At 71.5% G+C, this 17219-nt stretch carries 20 protein-coding genes; 14 read left to right on the top strand and 6 right to left on the bottom strand.

All coding sequences use genetic code 11. The features are described 5' to 3' along the window. The first annotated feature begins 19 nt into the window (after positions 1 to 19). Both ABUW04_RS02610 and ABUW04_RS02605 read left to right on the top strand, forming a co-directional pair. A complete protein-coding gene (locus ABUW04_RS02610; RefSeq protein WP_380562258.1) occupies positions 20 to 664 on the top strand; it encodes a class I SAM-dependent DNA methyltransferase in 645 nt (214 codons plus the stop codon). A gap of 96 nt (positions 665 to 760) precedes the next feature. Then, positions 761 to 1081, top strand: coding sequence for a hypothetical protein (locus ABUW04_RS02605; RefSeq protein WP_380562256.1), 321 nt, complete (start codon positions 761 to 763; stop codon positions 1079 to 1081). A 157-nt stretch (positions 1082 to 1238) separates the two neighbouring features. Here the strand turns inward: ABUW04_RS02605 and ABUW04_RS02600 are convergent, their stop codons facing one another. Then, complete coding sequence (locus ABUW04_RS02600; RefSeq protein ID WP_380562254.1) at positions 1239 to 2060, bottom strand: class I SAM-dependent methyltransferase; 822 nt, start codon at positions 2058 to 2060, stop codon at positions 1239 to 1241. 117 nt (positions 2061 to 2177) lie between these two features. Further along, on the bottom strand, positions 2178 to 2819 hold the full coding sequence (locus ABUW04_RS02595; RefSeq protein ID WP_051725544.1) for a TetR/AcrR family transcriptional regulator: 642 nt from the start codon (positions 2817 to 2819) through the stop codon (positions 2178 to 2180). A 113-nt stretch (positions 2820 to 2932) separates the two neighbouring features. On the opposite strand from ABUW04_RS02595, the gene ABUW04_RS02590 reads away from it, so the two are divergent. Both ABUW04_RS02590 and ABUW04_RS02585 read left to right on the top strand, forming a co-directional pair. Then, complete coding sequence (locus ABUW04_RS02590; protein WP_030256684.1) at positions 2933 to 3667, top strand: SDR family NAD(P)-dependent oxidoreductase; 735 nt, start codon at positions 2933 to 2935, stop codon at positions 3665 to 3667. A 129-nt stretch (positions 3668 to 3796) separates the two neighbouring features. Continuing rightward, on the top strand, positions 3797 to 4396 hold the full coding sequence (locus ABUW04_RS02585; protein WP_380562252.1) for a GNAT family N-acetyltransferase: 600 nt from the start codon (positions 3797 to 3799) through the stop codon (positions 4394 to 4396). On the opposite strand, the gene ABUW04_RS02580 is transcribed toward ABUW04_RS02585, so the two are convergent. Both ABUW04_RS02580 and ABUW04_RS02575 read right to left on the bottom strand, forming a co-directional pair. Then, positions 4393 to 5316: an NAD-dependent protein deacetylase gene (locus ABUW04_RS02580; RefSeq protein ID WP_380562249.1), complete on the bottom strand. Its 924-nt coding sequence runs from the start codon at positions 5314 to 5316 to the stop codon at positions 4393 to 4395. The two genes, ABUW04_RS02585 and ABUW04_RS02580, sit on opposite strands and share 4 nt — an antisense overlap. Positions 5317 to 5658: 342 nt before the next feature. Beyond that, entirely contained in the window at positions 5659 to 6003 is a 345-nt protein-coding gene (locus ABUW04_RS02575) for a hypothetical protein (protein ID WP_380562247.1), read from the bottom strand. 168 nt (positions 6004 to 6171) lie between these two features. Here ABUW04_RS02575 and ABUW04_RS02570 point away from each other — a divergent pair, with 168 nt between their 5' ends. Then, on the top strand, positions 6172 to 6933 hold the full coding sequence (locus ABUW04_RS02570) for a helix-turn-helix domain-containing protein (RefSeq protein WP_380562245.1): 762 nt from the start codon (positions 6172 to 6174) through the stop codon (positions 6931 to 6933). A gap of 328 nt (positions 6934 to 7261) precedes the next feature. Continuing rightward, positions 7262 to 7750 carry a beta-class carbonic anhydrase gene (locus ABUW04_RS02565; RefSeq protein ID WP_380562243.1) on the top strand — a complete coding sequence of 163 codons (489 nt, stop codon included), beginning with the start codon at positions 7262 to 7264 and terminating at the stop codon, positions 7748 to 7750. Positions 7751 to 7823: 73 nt separating this feature from the next. On the opposite strand, the gene ABUW04_RS02560 is transcribed toward ABUW04_RS02565, so the two are convergent. Beyond that, positions 7824 to 8468, bottom strand: a complete 645-nt coding sequence (locus ABUW04_RS02560; RefSeq protein ID WP_380562241.1) for an NADPH-dependent FMN reductase — start codon at positions 8466 to 8468, stop codon at positions 7824 to 7826. Between the two features lie 94 nt (positions 8469 to 8562). Between ABUW04_RS02560 and ABUW04_RS02555 the strand changes: the two genes are divergently transcribed. Next, positions 8563 to 9060, top strand: a complete 498-nt coding sequence (locus ABUW04_RS02555) for a MarR family winged helix-turn-helix transcriptional regulator (RefSeq protein WP_380562239.1) — start codon at positions 8563 to 8565, stop codon at positions 9058 to 9060. Between the two features lie 100 nt (positions 9061 to 9160). Here ABUW04_RS02555 and ABUW04_RS02550 read toward each other — a convergent pair whose 3' ends face one another. Beyond that, positions 9161 to 9805, bottom strand: coding sequence for an NAD(P)-dependent oxidoreductase (locus tag ABUW04_RS02550; RefSeq protein WP_030256659.1), 645 nt, complete (start codon positions 9803 to 9805; stop codon positions 9161 to 9163). 97 nt (positions 9806 to 9902) lie between these two features. On the opposite strand from ABUW04_RS02550, the gene ABUW04_RS02545 reads away from it, so the two are divergent. The 7 genes from ABUW04_RS02545 to ABUW04_RS02515 all read left to right on the top strand — a co-directional run bounded on the left by ABUW04_RS02545 (position 9903) and on the right by ABUW04_RS02515 (position 17190). Next, the gene (locus tag ABUW04_RS02545; protein ID WP_380562237.1) at positions 9903 to 10370 is read left to right on the top strand and encodes an Rrf2 family transcriptional regulator; all 468 of its coding nucleotides are present in this window, start codon (positions 9903 to 9905) and stop codon (positions 10368 to 10370) included. Between the two features lie 61 nt (positions 10371 to 10431). After that, complete coding sequence (locus ABUW04_RS02540) at positions 10432 to 11382, top strand: Lrp/AsnC family transcriptional regulator (protein ID WP_030256653.1); 951 nt, start codon at positions 10432 to 10434, stop codon at positions 11380 to 11382. Between the two features lie 110 nt (positions 11383 to 11492). Then, the gene (locus ABUW04_RS02535; RefSeq protein ID WP_380562235.1) at positions 11493 to 11588 is read left to right on the top strand and encodes a putative leader peptide; all 96 of its coding nucleotides are present in this window, start codon (positions 11493 to 11495) and stop codon (positions 11586 to 11588) included. A gap of 187 nt (positions 11589 to 11775) precedes the next feature. Next, a complete protein-coding gene (locus ABUW04_RS02530; protein WP_380562233.1) occupies positions 11776 to 13245 on the top strand; it encodes an APC family permease in 1470 nt (489 codons plus the stop codon). Next, positions 13242 to 14546 (top strand): glutamine synthetase family protein, encoded by a 1305-nt coding sequence (locus ABUW04_RS02525; RefSeq protein WP_380562231.1) that lies wholly within the window; start codon positions 13242 to 13244, stop codon positions 14544 to 14546. Before ABUW04_RS02530 ends, ABUW04_RS02525 begins: the two co-directional genes overlap by 4 nt. Before the next feature lie 44 nt (positions 14547 to 14590). Further along, positions 14591 to 15928, top strand: a complete 1338-nt coding sequence (locus ABUW04_RS02520; protein ID WP_030256646.1) for a hypothetical protein — start codon at positions 14591 to 14593, stop codon at positions 15926 to 15928. Further along, on the top strand, positions 15925 to 17190 hold the full coding sequence (locus ABUW04_RS02515; protein WP_380562229.1) for a cytochrome P450: 1266 nt from the start codon (positions 15925 to 15927) through the stop codon (positions 17188 to 17190). The genes ABUW04_RS02520 and ABUW04_RS02515 overlap by 4 nt, the downstream gene beginning before the upstream one ends. Positions 17191 to 17219: the final 29 nt, after the last annotated feature.

Below are 17219 nucleotides of genomic sequence, written 5' to 3'. Positions count from 1 at the left end.
AGCACTACGGTGTCCGGCTATGAACACCGAAGGCTGGTTGGCAGACACCCGGAAGTCCTACGACACTGTCGCGGACAGCTATGCCGACCAGGTGCGCGATCTCCTCGATCAAACGCCCTATGAGCGGGCGGCCCTGGCACTCTTCGCCGATCTGGTGCGGGCCACCGGCGGGGGACCGGTCGCGGACCTCGGCTGCGGACCGGGGAGGATTGCCGCGCACCTGCGGGAGCTGGGCCTGGACACCCTGGGCATCGACCTGTCACCCGCGATGATCGCGGTAGCCCGGCGTGATCACCCCGGCCTACGGTTCGAGGTCGGTTCCATGACCGACCTCGACCTTGCCGACGCCTCGATGGCCGGCCTGGTCGCCTGGTACTCGCTGATCCACATCCCGGACGACGAGATCAGCTCGGTCCTCACGCACTTCCGGCGAGTGCTGCGGCCCGGTGGTCCGATGCTCCTGGGCTTCCATGTCGGCGACGAGTCGCAGCTGAAGACGCAGGGCTACGGCGGCCACCCGATGAAGGTCCACGTCCATCGTCGCCGACCCGACCGAGTGGCCGCCTGGCTGAACGACGCCGGCTTCACAGTCGAGGCCCAGACGACCCTCACCTCGGCCGAGAGCACGCTCGGGGGAATCCTCTTCGCGCGTCGCCGCCCCTGATCCTGGGCAGGTGCCCGCCTATTGGTCAGGTCTGGTCAATGGGTCGTCAACTGACTACCCTGCAAAGATCGTTGCGTATACAGAAGGGTGGGGGCTGTGCCGTTGCCGATCTCGCCGAAGCTCAAGCGTCAGCTCACGGAACTCGGTTTCGAAATCGTCGAGTCGGACTCCGGGGGCCAGGTCCAGGTAGGGCTGTACAACGCTCGCTACCTCAACGAGTCCTCCCCCGTGGGTTGGACGATTGGTGACCCGGGTGACCGCAGGGGCAAGTGGGAGGCGTTCGGTCAGAAGGAGCCGACGAAGCCGGGCGTGTACCTCAGTCCAAGGTGGCACGGAAGCATCGACGGCGCCCTGCTCTGCATCGTTGCGTGGGCGGATGCGCACCGGGACGAGTGGGCCCGCTACAGGCGCACCTGATGTCTCGGTGGGCCGGTCGGAGGTAGAGCGCGTTGCCGCGCTGCGTCCAGGGCTCCGTCCCATACGTGGGCATGGATCGTGTGCGTGAGCGCGGTGATGTCGCTGATCGAGACGATCCACGCCATCGAATTAGTGCCGTATCAGGCAACGTTCGGGGCTACGTCAGCCGGGTCGCGGTGATCAGGACGGTCTCGAAGTTCATGACGAACGAGCCGCCATGATCGTCGATGGCCGCGCCGATGGCTTCGAACAGGCGGTCTCGGACCGCTGGTTCGAGGGCGGCGTGGTCGCTGCGTGAGACAAGCTGGTCCAGCCACTCATCCCGCTGGTAGGCCCGCGTCCACGGGAACCACTTCTCTGTCGGCGCACCGAAGCCGGGCACCGCTGAGATGGCCTCGATCACCGAGCCGAGGCCGGTCTTCACGTCAGACGACCGATTGGCCGCATACCCCCGGAACAGATGATGGCCACCGCCCGGCACGACGCTTGTGTACACCTCCTCGAGAGCATCGGCCAGGTCATCGGGCTGACAACCCGCGTTCCAGATCAGACCAAGCCTCCCGCCCGGCCGCAGCACAGAAGCCGCCTTCGCGGTGGCGACAGGCAGGTCGAGCCAGTGCCAGGCCTGCGCCGAAGTTACCCGGTCGAAAGTGCGGCCAGCAGCGTCCCAGCCCTCGAAGGCCGCAATCTCCACGTCAATTCCATGGCCGCGGGCGATCTCCGCCATTCGTGGAGCGAGCTCCACTCCCAGTACCTCGGCGCCCCGCTGGGCCATCTGCCGTGAAGCAATCCCTGTGCCACAACCCACGTCGAGAACGTCCAGACCCGCAGGCACCGGACCGAGAAGCTCATCAATCACCGCATCGGGATAGGTCGGCCGGAACCGGTCATAAGCCTCAGCTTCCTGGTCGAACAACCTCGAACGTTCCCAGGCCAGAGGGCGGGCGACCCGACGGTCGCGTTCGTCGGTGGTATCCACAGACGCAAGCCTGCCATGGACCACCAGCCTGGAGTCACGCCGGCAACGGGGAAAGCGTTGCCGGCTACGGCATCAGTGAGCCGGATGAGCCTGGTTGGAGCGCGCTCTGAGCGAGCGTCATGTTGCAGAGGCCGTTCCGGCGTGCGGGCGATCGCGTTCGGTGAGTGATTCGATGTGGTCGAGCGAGGCGTCGAGTGCCACTTCGAGGGGCTTGACGCGGCGTTGCAACTGGGTGAGGAGCAGTCCTCCTTGGAGGGCGGCGAGGGTTGCCAGCGCGAGGTCCTCGGGGTCGCCGCGCAGCTCCCCGCGGGCGTGCATGGCTTGCAGTCCCTGGCGGATCGCGGCCTCCCAGCGGAGGAATCCGGAGGCGACGGCGAGTCGTGCTTCGGGGTTGTTCTCGGCGACCTCGCTCCCCAGTGACCCGATCGGGCAACCGCCTCGGCACTGGAGCCGGCGCTGGTACTCCACCAGGGAGTCGCGCCACTGGCGGAGCCCGGCCATGGTGTCGAGCTTGTCGAAGAGCGGCTGCTGCAGGTCCAGGACAGCCTCGGTCTGGTACTCGATCACGGCCAGCAGCAGGGCCTGCTTGTCGTCGAAGTAGTGGTAGACCTGCGACCCGCTGACCCCGGCGGCGGCCCGGACGTCCTCCAGCGTCGCCTCGGTGAGGCCGCGTTCGTACATCAGCTGGGCGGCCGCGGCCACGATGCGTCGCCGGGTCTCCTGGCCCTTGCGGGTGAGTCGTCGCGTCTCGCTCGTCATGCCTGCCACCCTACCATTTTCTGGATTGGACAACCCATTTTTGTTCGACCAGTCTGGGTCGTGCAACCCACTCCGGGCGCAGACTGCGGCCGGATCTCTGGAAGGACGAGCAGATGGAACTCACCGGCAAGATCGCTTTGGTGACCGGTTCGACCGCCGGTATCGGCGCTGAGGCGGCCCGGCTGCTGGCCGCCGCGGGCGCAGACGTGATCGTCTCGGGTCGCAACGCCGAGCGCGGAGCCGCGACCGTCCGGACGATCACGCAGGACGGCGGCAAGGCGCGCTTCGTGGCCGCCGATCTCACCGACCTGGACGCACTGCGGCGCCTGGCCGCCGAGGCCGGGGCGGTCGACATCCTGGTCAACAACGCCGCCATCTTCCCCGGGGCCCCCACCGTCGCCCAGGACGTCGAGACCTTCGACGCCTCCCTGGCGGCCAACATCAGGGCCCCGTACTTCCTGACCGCGGCCCTCGCCCCGGGCATGGTCGCCAGGGGATCGGGCAGCATCGTGAACGTCAGCACGATGGCGGCCCGGATCGGGATGCCGGGACTGTCCGTGTACAGCGCCACGAAGGCCGCACTCGAATCGCTGACCCGCACCTGGGCGGCCGAGTTCAGCCCGGCCGGGGTGCGGGTGAACACCGTCGCCCCCGGTCCGACCCGCACCGACATGGTGCTCGCCACCATGGGGGAGGAAGGCGCCCAGCAGATCGGGAAGACCACGCTGCTCGGCCGGGTCGCCGCCCCGCGCGAGATCGCCGAGGTGATCCTCTTCCTCGCCACCGACCGCGCCGCCTACGTCACCGGCGCCACCATCGCCGCCGACGCCGGCCGAACGGCCGCCTGACACATCGGTAGGTCCCGCGCGGAAGGAACGCGCCGGCCGCCGGCGCCCCCGGACAGTTCCACGGGGGTGCCGGCGACGGCGAGGATGTAGGTCCGCTCCGGTGTTGTGGCCGCACGGTAGCGTCAAGACATGCCGTCATTCCCTGCGCCGACCGTGCTCCAAGGGCACCATGTGCGCCTGGAACCGCTGGCGCTGCACCACGTCCCGGCCCTGTTCCAGGCAGGCGGCGACGACGACGAGGTCTGGCGGTGGTTGAGCAGGCCCACTCCACACAGTGAGGACGAACTGCGGGCCATCGTCTCCCAGCACATTGAGGAGGTCGACGCGGGAAAGCGCCTCTCCTTCGCCGTCACGAGCCGGGACCAGGACACGGCGATCGGCACGACGAACCTGCACAGCTGGAACCAACCCCATGACCGGGTGGAGATCGGCGGCACCTGGTTCGGACGCAGGTGGTGGCGCACCGCAGCGAACACCGAGACCAAACTACTCACGATGACCCACGCCTTCGAGACGCTCGGGTTCACGGCCGTCGTATGGCGCATCGACGTGGGCAACATCCGGTCACAGGAAGCGATCGTCCGCGTCGGCGCCCGACTCCAGGCACGCCTGCCGGCCGCTCTGGTCAGGCACGACGGAACCCCGCGTGATCTTCTGCTCTACGCCATGCACCAGGACGACTGGGCCGCCGCGAAGGCCAGGCTCGTCGACCGCCTAGCGCGGGGTTAGGAGGCGTCGAGCTCCTGGGCCAGGGTGGTCAGCGCCTCGCCCAGGGGCAGGTCCACCCGGATGCTCGCGTGTTCGTCGCCGCGGGTCGGGCCGTGGTTGACGATTGCCACCGGCAGGTCGGCCCTGGCCGCACGGCGGACGAAGCGCAGCCCGGACATGACCGTCAGCGAGGAGCCGAGCACCAACAGTGCACGGGCGGCGTCGATCAGGTCGAAGCAGTGGTCGACCCGGGCGCGGGGCACGTTCTCGCCGAAGAACACCACGTCCGGTTTCAGGACCCCGCCGCAGGTCAGGCAGGGGACCACCTGGAAAGCCTCAACCAGCTCCGGCGCCAGCTCGACGTCGCCGTCGGGATTGACCGCGGACGAAGCCGCGTCCAGTCGGCCGTTGGCCGCGTGCAGGCGCCGGTCCAGGTCCTCGCGGCGGGTGAGCTGTCCGCAGCCCAGGCAGATCACCCGGTCCAGGCCCCCGTGCAGTTCCACCGCGTCGGTGGTGCCGGCTGCGTGGTGCAGGCCGTCGACGTTCTGAGTGATCACCGCGCCGATGTGACCGCCCGCCCGCAGGGCCTGAACCGCGCGGTGGCCGGCGTTCGGCCGGGCCCGGGCGATGGTCTGCCAGCCGACGTGGCTGCGCGCCCAGTATCGGCGGCGGCCCGCCTCGTCGGACACGAACTCCTGGTACGTCATCGGTGTGTGCCGGCGCAGGCTGCCGGTCACCCCGCGGTAGTCGGGGATACCCGACTCAGTGGACAGCCCGGCGCCGCTCAGCACCGCCACGCCGCCCCCGGCCAGCAGGTCGCGGATCCGGGCCAGACCCTCGGCAGGCGCAACGGCGGGCTCAGGCCCGACGCCGACCGCACCGCCCGCCGCGGCTGCGGGCTGTCCGTCGCGGGGCCAGTCGATGATGGGACGGGTACGCATACCAGGCAGCTTACGACTGCGGCCACCCCATCCGCCGGGACCCCGATCGCTGCCCCGCCGGTCGGATTCGCCTCTGAGACACGCCCCGACCCGCCAAAGTCGAGGAACGACAAGCTCCTCCCGTCCGCGTCCAGGCAGGCTCTCGACGGTTCGGTGGGGACCTTGCCCGGTGTCCGTAGTGTCATGAGGAGCAGCATGCCCGTGGTCACTGACAGCGAAGGTCACGCTGGGGGCAGGAGCAACGCGAAGTCGGGGAGGCTGTGGAACGCGTCTACAGCTCCGACCGACCCGGCCGGGGGGCCCACCGGGGAGACGTCCTGGCGGGCTTCGAGATATTGGCGGTCAGGCTCTGGCGTGCGCTGGGGCGGGATGTGCGTCGGCGTAGTGTCGTGCCTGGAGGACCCGGAGGTCGGCCAGCCGGGACTGGTCTCCGGTCGGCAAGGCGGCACGGGCCTGCTCGCGCAGCCGGTTGCACTCGGGGCAGGCCGGGGGCGGCGCCGTCCGCCGCCCATTGACCCGCTGCGCGGCGTCGTACGCCTCGTTGAAGGATCCGAACGCCAGCGCCTGCCCCTGCTGACCGCGCGTCGGCTCACCACCGACGCGGACCCGCCAGCACGTCGACTCCCGGTCCCACGCGGTCTCCGCGAACCCTGTCGTGGCCTGGTCTGCGGCCGTACTCTCGGTCATGTCGTCGCCCCTTCCGGCGTCGGCCGTTCCCGGGGCCGTTCGCGCGGTCGCCGGGATCATCGATCTCAACGTTGGCCCGGTCAAGCTGTGTTGCGCGGCGTCCGTCTAGGCGTCCAAGGGGCGTCAAACCGGTGTCATTGGGCGTCGATTCGCCGTACCGTGATCCTCATGACGACGCCGAATGACACCCTGCGCGCGGTCCGGATCGGGCTGCGCATGTCCCAGGACGATTTCGCCAAGGCGCTCCGCACCACGGGGGAGGCCGCCGGCGAGCCCAACGACGCCAGCAAGCGGCTGGTCCAGCGCTGGGAGTCCGGTACCAGCCGCACGCCACGGCCGGTCTACGCCAGGGCACTTGAGGGTGTCACCGGTCTGCCGGTGGAGTCCCTGGGCTTCGCGCTCCCTATGCCGATGGCCCGGGTCAACGAGGACGGCCACGGCGGTCACGACCTGGAGCCGGAGGAGGGAGCGACCCCGGCGCCGGTGGGCCAGCCGCAGACGGGCGCTCAGCCCGGCTATTCGGGTGTCTGGCTCTCCCGGTACGAGTACGTCAGCAGCGGGCGCGGCGGCGCCGTGTTCGAGGGCAGGCACTATGTGGTCCTGGTCCAGCACGGCAACCGGCTGACCGCCCGGTCCATCCCCGGCGGCTCCTCCAACCCGGACTCCCCACTGACGCTGGACCTCACCGTGGACCGGAACGTGGCCACCGGGACCTGGACCGAGACGACCGCGACGGAGGGCTACTACGCCGGGGCCCGGTACCACGGTGCCATTCAGATGCTGATCGAGCCGACGGGCCGCCGGATGGCCGGGAAGTGGATCGGGTTCGGCAAGGAGTTCGACGTGAACACCGGGCCGTGGACGCTGTCCTTCGTGGACGCCGGGACGGGCAAGGCCGCGTTGGAGAGGTATGCCCGTCCTCCGGAGTAGCCGTGGAGCATCCAGGGGGCGACAGCGGTTTACGGATTTCCCAACCGAGTCCTTCAGGGCCGGGTCCAGTTGACGGTCCGACAGGAACGGTGAGTGGGTCGGGGCGGTGGGTGGGCTGACCGAACACACGTCTTCTTGTCAGCCGGCGGCAAGGGCGGTTCACTGGCGGCATGACGACCTGTGGCACCACGTTGACGCCGTTCTGGCCGTCGCGTCGTGACCATGTGTTCGACGGGCTCTGTTGCCGGGCTTTCTGAACGCCCGCAACCCCGAAATTCCGCGCGCCGTGCGCGCTGCTTTCGCCCGCCCCCGAGAACCGAGGTTCGACATGTCCGTGACCGATGAACTCCTGGCCAACAACGCCCGCTACGTCGAGACCTTCACCGGGCCGCTGCCGCTGCCGCCCGCCAAGCGGCTGGCCGTCGTGGCCTGCATGGATGCTCGCCTGAACGTGTACGCGATCCTCGGGCTGAACGAGGGCGAGGCGCACGTCATCCGCAACGCCGGCGGCGTGGTCACCCAGGACGAGATCCGCTCGCTCGCCATCAGCCAGCGCCTGCTGGGCACCGAGGAGATCATCCTCATCCACCACACCGACTGCGGCATGCTGACCTTCACCGACGACGCCTTCAAGGACTCCGTCCAGGAGGACACCGGCATCCGACCGCCCTGGGCGGCCGAGGCGTTTGCCGACCTCGACACCGACGTCCGGCAGTCCATCGCCCGTATCCAGGCCGACCCCTTCGTCGTCCACAAGGACCGCATCCGCGGATTCGTCTTCGACGTGGCCACCGGCAAGCTCAACGAGGTGCACTGACCCGGGCGCCGGGTCCGGCCGCACCGACCGTCCCGAGGGCCGCGCCGCACCGGCGCTGCCCTCGGGTGCGCTGCTAGTCCTCCGCTGCGGCGGTCAGCGCCGCCCGCAGGCGGAAGTTGCCGGGTACCAGCTCGCCCGCGCTGCGTGCCTTGGCCAGCGCCTCGGACCACCAGGCCAGGTCGTCGAGCAGGATGCCCAGGCTCACCTCGGCGATCGGGTCGAGCGGTCGGCCGTTCTTGTCGAACGCCTCGTTGACCTTGGGGATCAGCACGGTGTTGCGCAGCGGCACCGCCTCGGCCTCCACGGCTATCTGGGCCAGGTGCTCGACCGCGCGGATCCCGGCGCCGATGCCGGCGCTGTAGCCCACTGCCGCGATCGGCTTGTTGCGGAACCCGAAGGAGATCCACACGGAGTCGATGGCGTTCTTGAGGACGGCGGGGAGGCTGTGGTTGTACTCGCCGGTGACGACGATGAAGGCGTCGGCCTCCTTGATCTTGTTGTTCCAGGCCTTCACCAGCGGCTCGGAGTAGGTGGGGTCGTTGAAGTCCCCGATCGTGCCGAAGTGTTCGGCGAAGAACGGCAGCGGCCAGTCGCGCAGGTCCAGCACCTCCACCTCGAAGGCGCCGTGTGCGGTGGCGGCCTCCACGATCCAGGGGGACACCTGGTCCACGGCCCGGGTCGGGCGTGTGCTTCCGACGATGATGTGCAGCTTGGGCATGTGCCGACCTCCACGTGGTTGCGGTGGGCCGACCGTATCACTGCACAAATCGTTTGTGCTAGGAAATCATTTTGGCGACTTGTAGGGTTGGCGCATGTCCAGTACAGACGCCAGGGCCGCGCAGTCCATGCCGCTGATCGAGCACCTGGCGCGGGCCGGACGGCGGGCCGCCGAGGTGGTCCTGGTTCCGGCCGGCCTGCGGCCCCGGCAGGTCGTCACGCTCAAGCTGCTGAGCGAGCACGGCCCGGTGAGCCAGCAGGCCCTCGGGGAGCTGCTCTGCCTGGACCCGAGCAATGTCGTCGGACTCCTCAACGAACTGGAGGACCGCGGCCTCACCGTCCGCCGCCGCGACCCGGCCGACCGCCGCCGCCACATCGTGGAGCTGTCGGCCGGCGGCGAGGCGGAACTCGACGCCACTTACGCACTGCTCGACCGGATCGAGGACCAGGTGCTGGGGACCCTCACTGCCGAGGAGCGGGCCACGCTCCACCATTTGCTGGAACGGGCGGTCGGTGCCGACCGGCCCCCGAGCGGCGGGCTGCCGAGCTGCGCCGGAACGTCCCCCTGCGACGGGGAGCCGTTGGAGCGCTGAGCCGGCGGGCGGCGCACCCGCAAGGTCCGCCGCCGCACCGAGCCAGCCGCACCGAGTCGGCCCCGTCCGGCCGGACGGGGCCGCAGCCCCGACGCGTCGGTCAGTAGGCCACCGTGAAGCGGGAGCCGCGGTGGGCTGGCTTGTCGATCTCGTCCACGAAGGCGGTGGCGTAGTCGGCGCCCGAGATGAAGGACTTGCCCTCGGCGTCGGTGAGCAGCACGTCTCCGCCGAGACGGAAGGAACCGGTGCGCTCGCCCGCGGCCCAGGCGCCGAACTCGGCGGCCGGGCTGACGTAGTACCAGTCCACGTCGGTGCCGGAGTCGCGCAGTGCGTCCAGCACCTGGGCGTGGGCGGAGGCCTCGGCCTTGTAGGCGTCGGGGAACTCGGGGGTGTCGATCAGCCGCGGGCCGCCCTCGGCCACGTGCAGGCTGCCCGCGCCGCCGACCACGCCGATCCGCGCGCCGCCGTCGGCCGCCGCGGCCAGCAGTGAGGGGACCAGGGGCAGCAGGAACGGCTCGCCGTCCGCGCTGCCGTGCACGGCGACCACCAGCACGTCGGACTTGGCGGCCAGCTCCCGCAGCAGGCCCTCGTCGGCGATGGAGCCGGCCACCGGGGTCACGCCGGGACGGGCCTCGGCGGAGCCGGAGCGGTTGACCGCGATGACCTCGTGCCCGCGCTCCAGGGCCTCGGCGGTGATGTGGCCGCCGGCGTAGCCGGTGGCACCGAAGACGGTGATGACTGCCATGGGGATCTCCCTCGGTGAATTCGCAACTGCCGTAGTGACAGATTCGACTGTAACAGCTGTAGATACGAATTTCCGCAACCGGACGTAAGATGGGCGCATGGCCCAGCCCACGAACACCCAGTTCGCGGTTGGCGTCCACCTGCTCACCCTGCTGGCCGGCGCCCCCGGTGCTTGGCAGGACTCGCAGTCCCTGGCCGGCAGCCCCGCGACCAACGCCGCCCATGTGCGCCGCATCCTCGGCCGCCTGCGGGCGGCGGGGCTGGTGCGCTCGCAGCCGGGACCGCACGGCGGCTGGATGCTCGAACGCGAGCCCGCCGAAATAGACCTGTCCCTGATCTGGCTCGCCGTCAACGGCGAGGACCCGGTCCTGGGCGTGCACGCCCCCGCCCCCGACTGCGAGGTCGGCCAGCGCGTGCACCACAACCTGCACGCCCTGGACCGCCGCGCCCGCGAAGCCCTGCTGGACGAACTCGCCCGCACCACGGTCGCCGACGTCCTCGGCGCCGAAACCGCGCCCGCGGCAACCGCGGCCGTGGCAACCGCACCGGCGACCGCCGCCCGCTGACCGGCCGCACCGCCGCGAACGAGGCGCCGTGCCCCTGGGCGGCGTCTGATGTACTGGGCGCATGATTCACCCCGCTCTCGACCCGCTGGACCTGCGCGTCATCGCCGCCCTGCAGATCAACGGGCGCGCCTCCTGGCGGGCGGTGGCCCAGGCGTTGGGACAGAGCGAGCGAACCGTGGCGCGCCGCGGGACCCGCCTGCTGGAGACCGGGGTGGTGCGGGTCGTGGGGCTGGAGAACTTCGCGGAGACCGCGGTGGTGCGGCTGCGGTGCGCCCCCGGGGCCGCGCGACGGGCGGCGGCGGCGCTGGCCGGCCGCGAGGACGTGGTCTTCGCCTGCACAGTGGCGGGCGTGGCGGACTGCGTCGCCGAACTGCAGTGCCCCGCCGAGCGGCTGGAGGCGCTGGCGCTGGACGAACTGCCGCAGCTGCCCGGGGCGCTGGGGCACGAACTGGTGCCGGTGCTGCGCTACTACCGCACGGCTCGCGAGTGGCGGCCCTTCCCGCTCGCGGACGAGCAGGCCGCGCTGCTGGACACCGAGCCGGCCCCGGTGCAGGGGCCGACCCCGCCCGAGGGCGAGCAGTCCGCGGACGAGCTGGCGATCCTGCGGGCACTGGCCCGGGACGGCCGGTTGACGCACGAGGAGCTGGCCGCGATCGCCGGGGTGTCCAAGGCGACCGCACGACGCCGGGTCGAGCAGCTGATCGCGAGCGCGCGGGTGGCGATCCGGGCCGTGGTGGCGCCGGGCCCGCTGGGACTGCCGGTGGAGTCGCTGCTGTGGGTGCGGACCCGCCCGGGAGCGCAGGAGCGTACGGCCCGCCGGCTGCTGGGGGAGCCGATGGTGCGTTATGCGGCGGCGCTGATGGGGGAGTTCGACCTGCTGGTCAACACCACCCACCGCTCCCGGCGGGAGCTGCACGCCTTCCTGACCGAGAGCGCGTGGCTGCAGGAGGTGGACCGGGTGAGCCCCAGTCTCGTGCTGGGTTCGCTCAAGCGCGGCGGCCTGTCCAGATAGTTCATGCAGAACAGATCTTTGGCTACTTGGTTCTTGGGTTGATCTCAGATGGCGATATGTTTCACCCGCTGCGTTGACGTGCCGACGCGCGGGTTCGTAGCATCACCGGTGTGGAGAACCGTTCCGTGCTGACCGCCCGCCGCGAGGTCGACCTCTGTCGCGTCGCGAGCGCCTGCTGTCAGCCCCAGCTGTCAGCCCTGCGCTGAGCTGACCCCGGCTCCACCGGAACTCCTCCCGCCCCCGCGCGTCCGGCTCTCCGGCGCGGGCGCCGCCGACCCCCCGCGGTCACCCCTCCCTGCTTCGCCCTGCCCGGCCGCCCCCTGCCCGGTGCTGCCCGCTCCCGCCTCCGCCGGAGCGGGCGCCGCTGCTGCGGCTCATCCGAAAGGCATCCCCATGCCCGAGAACAGACCTGCCCGACACCCCTCCGCAGCGCCCTCCGGCTCCCTGGCCAAGGACGCGCTGTCCGCCCTGGAGACCTTCGGCCAGTCCCTGGCCGCGACCGGCCCCAGCATCGCCATCGGCGGCACCATCCCCGCCGTCTACCTCACGGCCGGCTCAGGGGCGCTGTGGTCGGTGCTGATCGGCACCGCGATAGCCCTGCTCGTCGCCTACGTGGTGGCCCAGTTCGCCCGGCGGGCCGTCGGCGCCGGCTCGCTCTACAGCTATGTCGCGCTCGGCCTGGGCCGCGGACCCGCCTTCGCCACCGGCTGGGGCATCGTCGTCGGATACGTCGGCATCGCCGCCGCCTGCCTGGTGGGCGCGGCCGTCTACCTCGGCGCACTGCTCGGATCGGCGGGCATCGCCGCCACCGGCACCGCCGCCCAGCTGGCGCTGCTGGTCGCGGTGACGGTGCCCGCCGCCGTACTGCCGGTCCGCGGCGTACGGCTGTCCGCGCGGGTCGGCATCCTGCTGGAGGCCGTCTCGCTGGCGGTCATCCTGATCGCCCTGATCGCCACCGTCACCCACTACGGCCTGCACTTCGACACGGACCAGCTCACCGCCAGGGGCGCGAGCCTCAACAGCATCATGCTCGGCGCGGTCCTGGCCGTGGCGATCTTCGTGGGCTTCGAGTCGGCGGGCTCCCTGGGCGCTGAGGCGCGCAACCCCCACCGCAGCATCCCGCGCGCCATCCTGGGCACCGTCCTGGGCGCCGGGGTCCTCTACCTGATCAGCACCTACATCCAGGTCCTCGGCTTCGACGCGACGGCCAAGCTGGCCTCCTCCGCCGCACCCCTGAACGAGCTGACCAAGGCCGCCGGGGTGGGCTGGCTGTCGCCCGTGCTCAACCTCGGCATCGTGGTCTCCGCCGTGGCCTGCGGCTCCGCCAGCATCAACGCCGCCGCGCGCAGCGTCTACAGCCTCAGCCGCGAAGGCGTGCTGCCCGGCTTCCTGGGCCGGGTGCACCCGCGCCACCGCACCCCGCACACCGGCATCTACCTGCTGGCCGCCGTCTCCGGGGCGCTGCCGATCGGGCTGATCGCGGCGGGCGGCGCGGAGCTGTCCGTCTACGCCTGGACCGCGGCCTTCGGCACCTTCGGCTACCTGCTCGCCTACCTGCTGGCGGCCCTCGCGCTGCCCCGCTACCTGCACCGGCGCGGCCTGCTGACGCCGGGACCGACACTGGCCGCCGCACTGGCGGTGCCCGTCATCCTCTACGTCACCTACAAGAACCTGGTGCCCGTCCCGGCCTGGCCGGTCAACCTGCTGCCCTACGTCTTCGCCGGGGTGGTCCTGGCCGGCCTGGCCGGGTACGGGCTGCTGCACCGCCGCGACCCGGCCCGCGCCCGGCAACTCGGCAGCCTGGTCGAGGACACTGCCGCGACCGCGACCGCCGCCGCTACCGAGGAGGTGCCGGCCCGATGACGGACCGTCAGCGCAGCGACCGCACACTGGCCGAAGCCCTCGCCGAGGGAACCGTCCACGAGATCGAGGTCGCCTGGGCCGACCCCTACGGGCGGGCCCAGGGCAAGCGGGTGCCGGCCGCCCGCTACCAGGGCCCGGCCGCCGGGCGCGGCTTCGCCTTCTGCGACGGGTCGCTGGCCTGGAACGCGGTCGGCGAGGTCCAGGAGGCCGCGTTGCTGGGCGACCCGGCCGGCGGCTACCCGGACGCCTACGCGGTGCCCGACCCGGCGACCTACCGACCGCTGCCCTGGCGCCCCGGGGCCGGACAGGTCATCGCGGACATCGTCGACCACCACGGCGAGCCCGCCCGGACCTCGCCGCGGGCCGTGCTGCGGCGCGTCCTGGACCGGCTGGCGGGTCTCGGCTACACCGCGCGCGCCGCCCTGGAGCTGGAGTTCTACCTGCTGCGGGCGGACGGTTCCCCGCTCCAGGACGGCCTGCACGCCTACTCGCTGGAGCTGGCCAACGAACTCGACCCGCTACTGGGCCGGTTCACCGGCGAGCTGACCGGCTTCGTCCCGGTGGAGGGGGTGCTCACCGAGTACGGCCCCGGCCAGGTCGAACTGAACCTCGCCCACCAGGAGGCGCTGACCGCGGCGGACGACGCCTTCCGGCTGCGCTACGCGGTCAAGGAACTGGCGCGCCGTCAGGGACTGCTGGCCACCTTCATGGCCAAGCCGTTCAACGGCCACTCCGGAAGCTCCGCGCACATCCACCTGTCGCTGTGGCGGGACGGCACCCCGGCCTTCGCCCCCGAGGAGGGGAGGGAGAGCAAGGCCGCCCGAGCGGCCATCGGCGGACTGGTGCGCCACCTGCCGGGCCTGACCCTGTTCGGCGCACCCACCGTCAACTCCTACAAGCGCTACGAGCCAGGCGGCTTCGCCCCGGTCCGCGCCGACTGGGGCGGCGACGACCGCCGGGTGGCCGTCCGCTCGCTGCTGGAGACGCCGGCCGCCTCCCGGATCGAACTGCGCACCCCGGCCGCCGACGCCAACCCCTACCTCGCCCTGGCCGCAGCGCTCGGCGCGGTGGCCGTCGGACTGGAGGACGGACTGGAACCACCCGACCCCCGGGATCCCACCGCGGCCCTGCCGGCCACCCTCGCCGAGGCGGTGACCGCCGCCCGCGCCGACGAGCGCCTGGCCGAGGTCCTCGGCCGTGACGCCGTCCACGACCACGCCGTGCTCGCGGCCTCGGAGTGGCAGGCCTACACCAGTCAGGTCACCGGCTGGGAGACCGACCGCTACCTCCGCCACGCCTGACCCGCCCTCAGTACCCCATCTGTGCACCGAACCGAGAGCCGACCGTGAACCACGCCGAGACCCCGCCCCAGCCCGCGCACGACAACGACCTGCTCGCCCAGGCCGCCCGCTACCCCGCCCTGCAGGCCCTCTTCGGCCGCCGCGCCCGCCGCTTCCCGCTCGGCGGCACCCTGACCGGACCCCTGGCCCACCAGTCCCGGCACCAGCCGGTGCCGCTCAGCCCGCAGGAGGAGGCCGTGCTCGTCGCCGCGGCCTCAGGGGTGACCGGAGTGGTCCGCGAGGAGTGGTCCTTCCTGGACGCCCAGGGAGCCGCCACCGGCGGCGACAAGCTGGCCAGCTTCACCGGCCGCACCTACCCGAGCCCACTGGCCAACCACTCCACCGAAGTGTTCTGGACCAACGACCAGGGCACCTTCTTCCTGCCCCGCCGCGACACCCGCCCGCACGCCTACGTGCAGGGCCAGACCCCGGACGAGCACCGGGCCGAGCACGGTGCCGCGGTCCGGCTGGCCCAGGGCCGGCTGGACATCCCGCGCCGCCGCCCCAACCTGTTCGCCTTCAACCGGCAGAACATCAACCTGCCGGGCACCACCGTGTTCATCCCGGTCTCCGACCTGACCCGCCAGTGCATCTCCGCCCTGCTGCTCTACTTCGACCGCCCGCACGGCTACTACCTGGTCGACGAGCGGCTGGGCAACGAACCGCTGCGCCCCTTCGTCCAGTCCGGGCTGCTGGACGACACCCACCCGGTGGACCTGGCCGACTTCGAACGCTGGCAGATGGTGGACGCCAACGGCGTAGAGTCCGGGCTGGTGATCGCCAACCTGATGACGGCCACTCAGACACTGGGCCTGGGCGGACACCCGTTCAACGGCGGCAAGGGCCGGGTCACCATGGGCGGCGAACGCCAGTGGCACGCCATCGGCGGCCAGGGCCCGGCCGGCGGCCTGGGCTTCCGCTTCCACCGGGTACCCGACTGGGCGCCGATCGGAGCGGGCGAGGAGATCCCCGTCGGCCTGGACGGGCTGTTCGAGGGAGCGGTGCCGCCCTACCACGACACCATCGAGGACGCCGTCGACTTCGTGGTGGACCTGCGCTGGGGCCCCCGGGGCACCTTCAGCGGGCAGGTCGCCACCCCGTGGACCGACCCGGGGCTGGTCTCACGCATCCCGCGCCCCTCCGAGGAGGCCGTGGCCGCGGTCAAGACCTGGGTCCGCTACGTCTGGGACCACTACGGCCGCTTCCCCGCGACCATCGACCCGTTCCTGACCACCGTCTGGTACCAGGCGCACCACCTGGACACCGACTTCTACGACCACTACTACCCGGCCCAGGCCCTGCCCGAGCACATCCGCACCCACCTGGACCGGTGGCACCGGTGACCGCCTCCGCCCGCCCCGACACCCCACCCGCCCCCGTGCCGGTGGTCGACCTGATCGACAACGACCGCTACGGACAGGCCGTCCCCTACGCCGACTTCGACCTGCTGCGCCGTCACGACCCGGTGCACCGGCACCCCGAACCGGACGGACCGGGCTTCTGGGCCGTCGTCAAGTACCACGACGTGGTGGCCGTCTCCCGCGACACCGCCACCTTCTCCTCGGAGACCGGGGCCACCGCCCTGGAGGACCTGGAACCGGACGCACTCGCCGCCCGCAAGTCCATGCTCGACACCGACCCGCCCCGGCACACCGCCCTGCGCCGGACCCTGGTCGCCGACTTCACCCGGCGTCAGGCCCAGCGCCACGAGCAGGAGATCCGCTCCCTGGTGCGCCCACTGCTGGACCGGGCACTGGCCCTGGGCGGCTTCGACGCGGTCGAGCACCTGGCCACCGCCGTGCCGATCCGGGTGCTGTGCCGGATGCTGGGCGTACCCGCCGCGGACGAGGCGCTGATGGTCGAGCTCAGCGACCGGCTCATCGCCAACACCGACCCGGAACTGACCGACGTCCTGCCCGACAGCGCCGACAGCGAGCGCTACCGCCTGCTGCCCTTCCGCAGCCCGGCCGCCCTGCAGATGCACGAGTACGCCTCCCGGCTGCGCGCCGCACGCCGCGACCGGCCCGCCGAGGACGTGCTCTCCCGCCTCGCCGCCGCCCGGATCGACGGACTCCCGCTGGACGAGCGGGAGTTCCAGGCCATGTTCCTGCTGCTGCTGGTGGCCGGGAACGAGACCACCCGCTCGGCGCTGTCCCTGGGCATCCAGGCCTTCGTCGAGCACCCCGACCAGTGGCAGCTGCTGCTCGACGGCGCCGACCTGGACCTGGCCGTGGAGGAAGTGCTGCGCTGGACCACCCCGCTGCACCACTTCCGACGCACCGCCACCCGCGACACCGAGCTGCGCGGACGCCGTATCCGGGCCGGCGACAAGGTGGTCGTCTGGTACACCTCGGCCAACCGCGACGAGGAGGTCTTCACCGACCCCTACCGCTTCGACGTCACCCGCGACCCCAACCCCCAGATCGCCTTCGGCCGCGGCGGACCGCACCGCTGCCTGGGCGAGCACCTGGCCCGCACCGAGATCCGCGTGGTCCTGGAGGAACTGGTGGCCCGGGGGGTGACGCTGCGCGGCAACGGCCCGGCCCGGCGGGTCCACTCCAACTTCACCAACGGCCTCAAGAGCCTCCCGGTGCTGGTGGAGTGATCACCGGTCTGAGGATCGAGCCCGTGCTC

Source organism: Streptacidiphilus jeojiensis, from assembly GCF_042510965.1.
Lineage (GTDB): Bacteria > Actinomycetota > Actinomycetes > Streptomycetales > Streptomycetaceae > Streptacidiphilus > Streptacidiphilus jeojiensis.
Note: the sequence above shows the minus strand (reverse complement) of the source record. Positions and strands in the feature narration are given on the sequence as shown.

What these genes read in the sequence shown, in the direction of transcription:
- ABUW04_RS02565 (WP_380562243.1), top strand. Translation starts at nt 7,262, where the DNA reads ATGTCCGTGACCGATGAACTCCTGGCCAACAACGCCCGCTACGTCGAG.
- ABUW04_RS02545 (WP_380562237.1), top strand. Translation starts at nt 9,903, where the DNA reads ATGGCCCAGCCCACGAACACCCAGTTCGCGGTTGGCGTCCACCTGCTC.
- ABUW04_RS02525 (WP_380562231.1), top strand. Translation starts at nt 13,242, where the DNA reads ATGACGGACCGTCAGCGCAGCGACCGCACACTGGCCGAAGCCCTCGCC.
- ABUW04_RS02590 (WP_030256684.1), top strand. Translation starts at nt 2,933, where the DNA reads ATGGAACTCACCGGCAAGATCGCTTTGGTGACCGGTTCGACCGCCGGT.
- ABUW04_RS02555 (WP_380562239.1), top strand. Translation starts at nt 8,563, where the DNA reads ATGTCCAGTACAGACGCCAGGGCCGCGCAGTCCATGCCGCTGATCGAG.
- ABUW04_RS02610 (WP_380562258.1), top strand. Translation starts at nt 20, where the DNA reads ATGAACACCGAAGGCTGGTTGGCAGACACCCGGAAGTCCTACGACACT.
- ABUW04_RS02580 (WP_380562249.1), bottom strand. Translation starts at nt 5,316, where the DNA reads ATGCGTACCCGTCCCATCATCGACTGGCCCCGCGACGGACAGCCCGCA.
- ABUW04_RS02550 (WP_030256659.1), bottom strand. Translation starts at nt 9,805, where the DNA reads ATGGCAGTCATCACCGTCTTCGGTGCCACCGGCTACGCCGGCGGCCAC.
- ABUW04_RS02585 (WP_380562252.1), top strand. Translation starts at nt 3,797, where the DNA reads ATGCCGTCATTCCCTGCGCCGACCGTGCTCCAAGGGCACCATGTGCGC.
- ABUW04_RS02540 (WP_030256653.1), top strand. Translation starts at nt 10,432, where the DNA reads ATGATTCACCCCGCTCTCGACCCGCTGGACCTGCGCGTCATCGCCGCC.
- ABUW04_RS02560 (WP_380562241.1), bottom strand. Translation starts at nt 8,468, where the DNA reads ATGCCCAAGCTGCACATCATCGTCGGAAGCACACGCCCGACCCGGGCC.
- ABUW04_RS02530 (WP_380562233.1), top strand. Translation starts at nt 11,776, where the DNA reads ATGCCCGAGAACAGACCTGCCCGACACCCCTCCGCAGCGCCCTCCGGC.
- ABUW04_RS02570 (WP_380562245.1), top strand. Translation starts at nt 6,172, where the DNA reads ATGACGACGCCGAATGACACCCTGCGCGCGGTCCGGATCGGGCTGCGC.
- ABUW04_RS02575 (WP_380562247.1), bottom strand. Translation starts at nt 6,003, where the DNA reads ATGACCGAGAGTACGGCCGCAGACCAGGCCACGACAGGGTTCGCGGAG.
- ABUW04_RS02595 (WP_051725544.1), bottom strand. Translation starts at nt 2,819, where the DNA reads ATGACGAGCGAGACGCGACGACTCACCCGCAAGGGCCAGGAGACCCGG.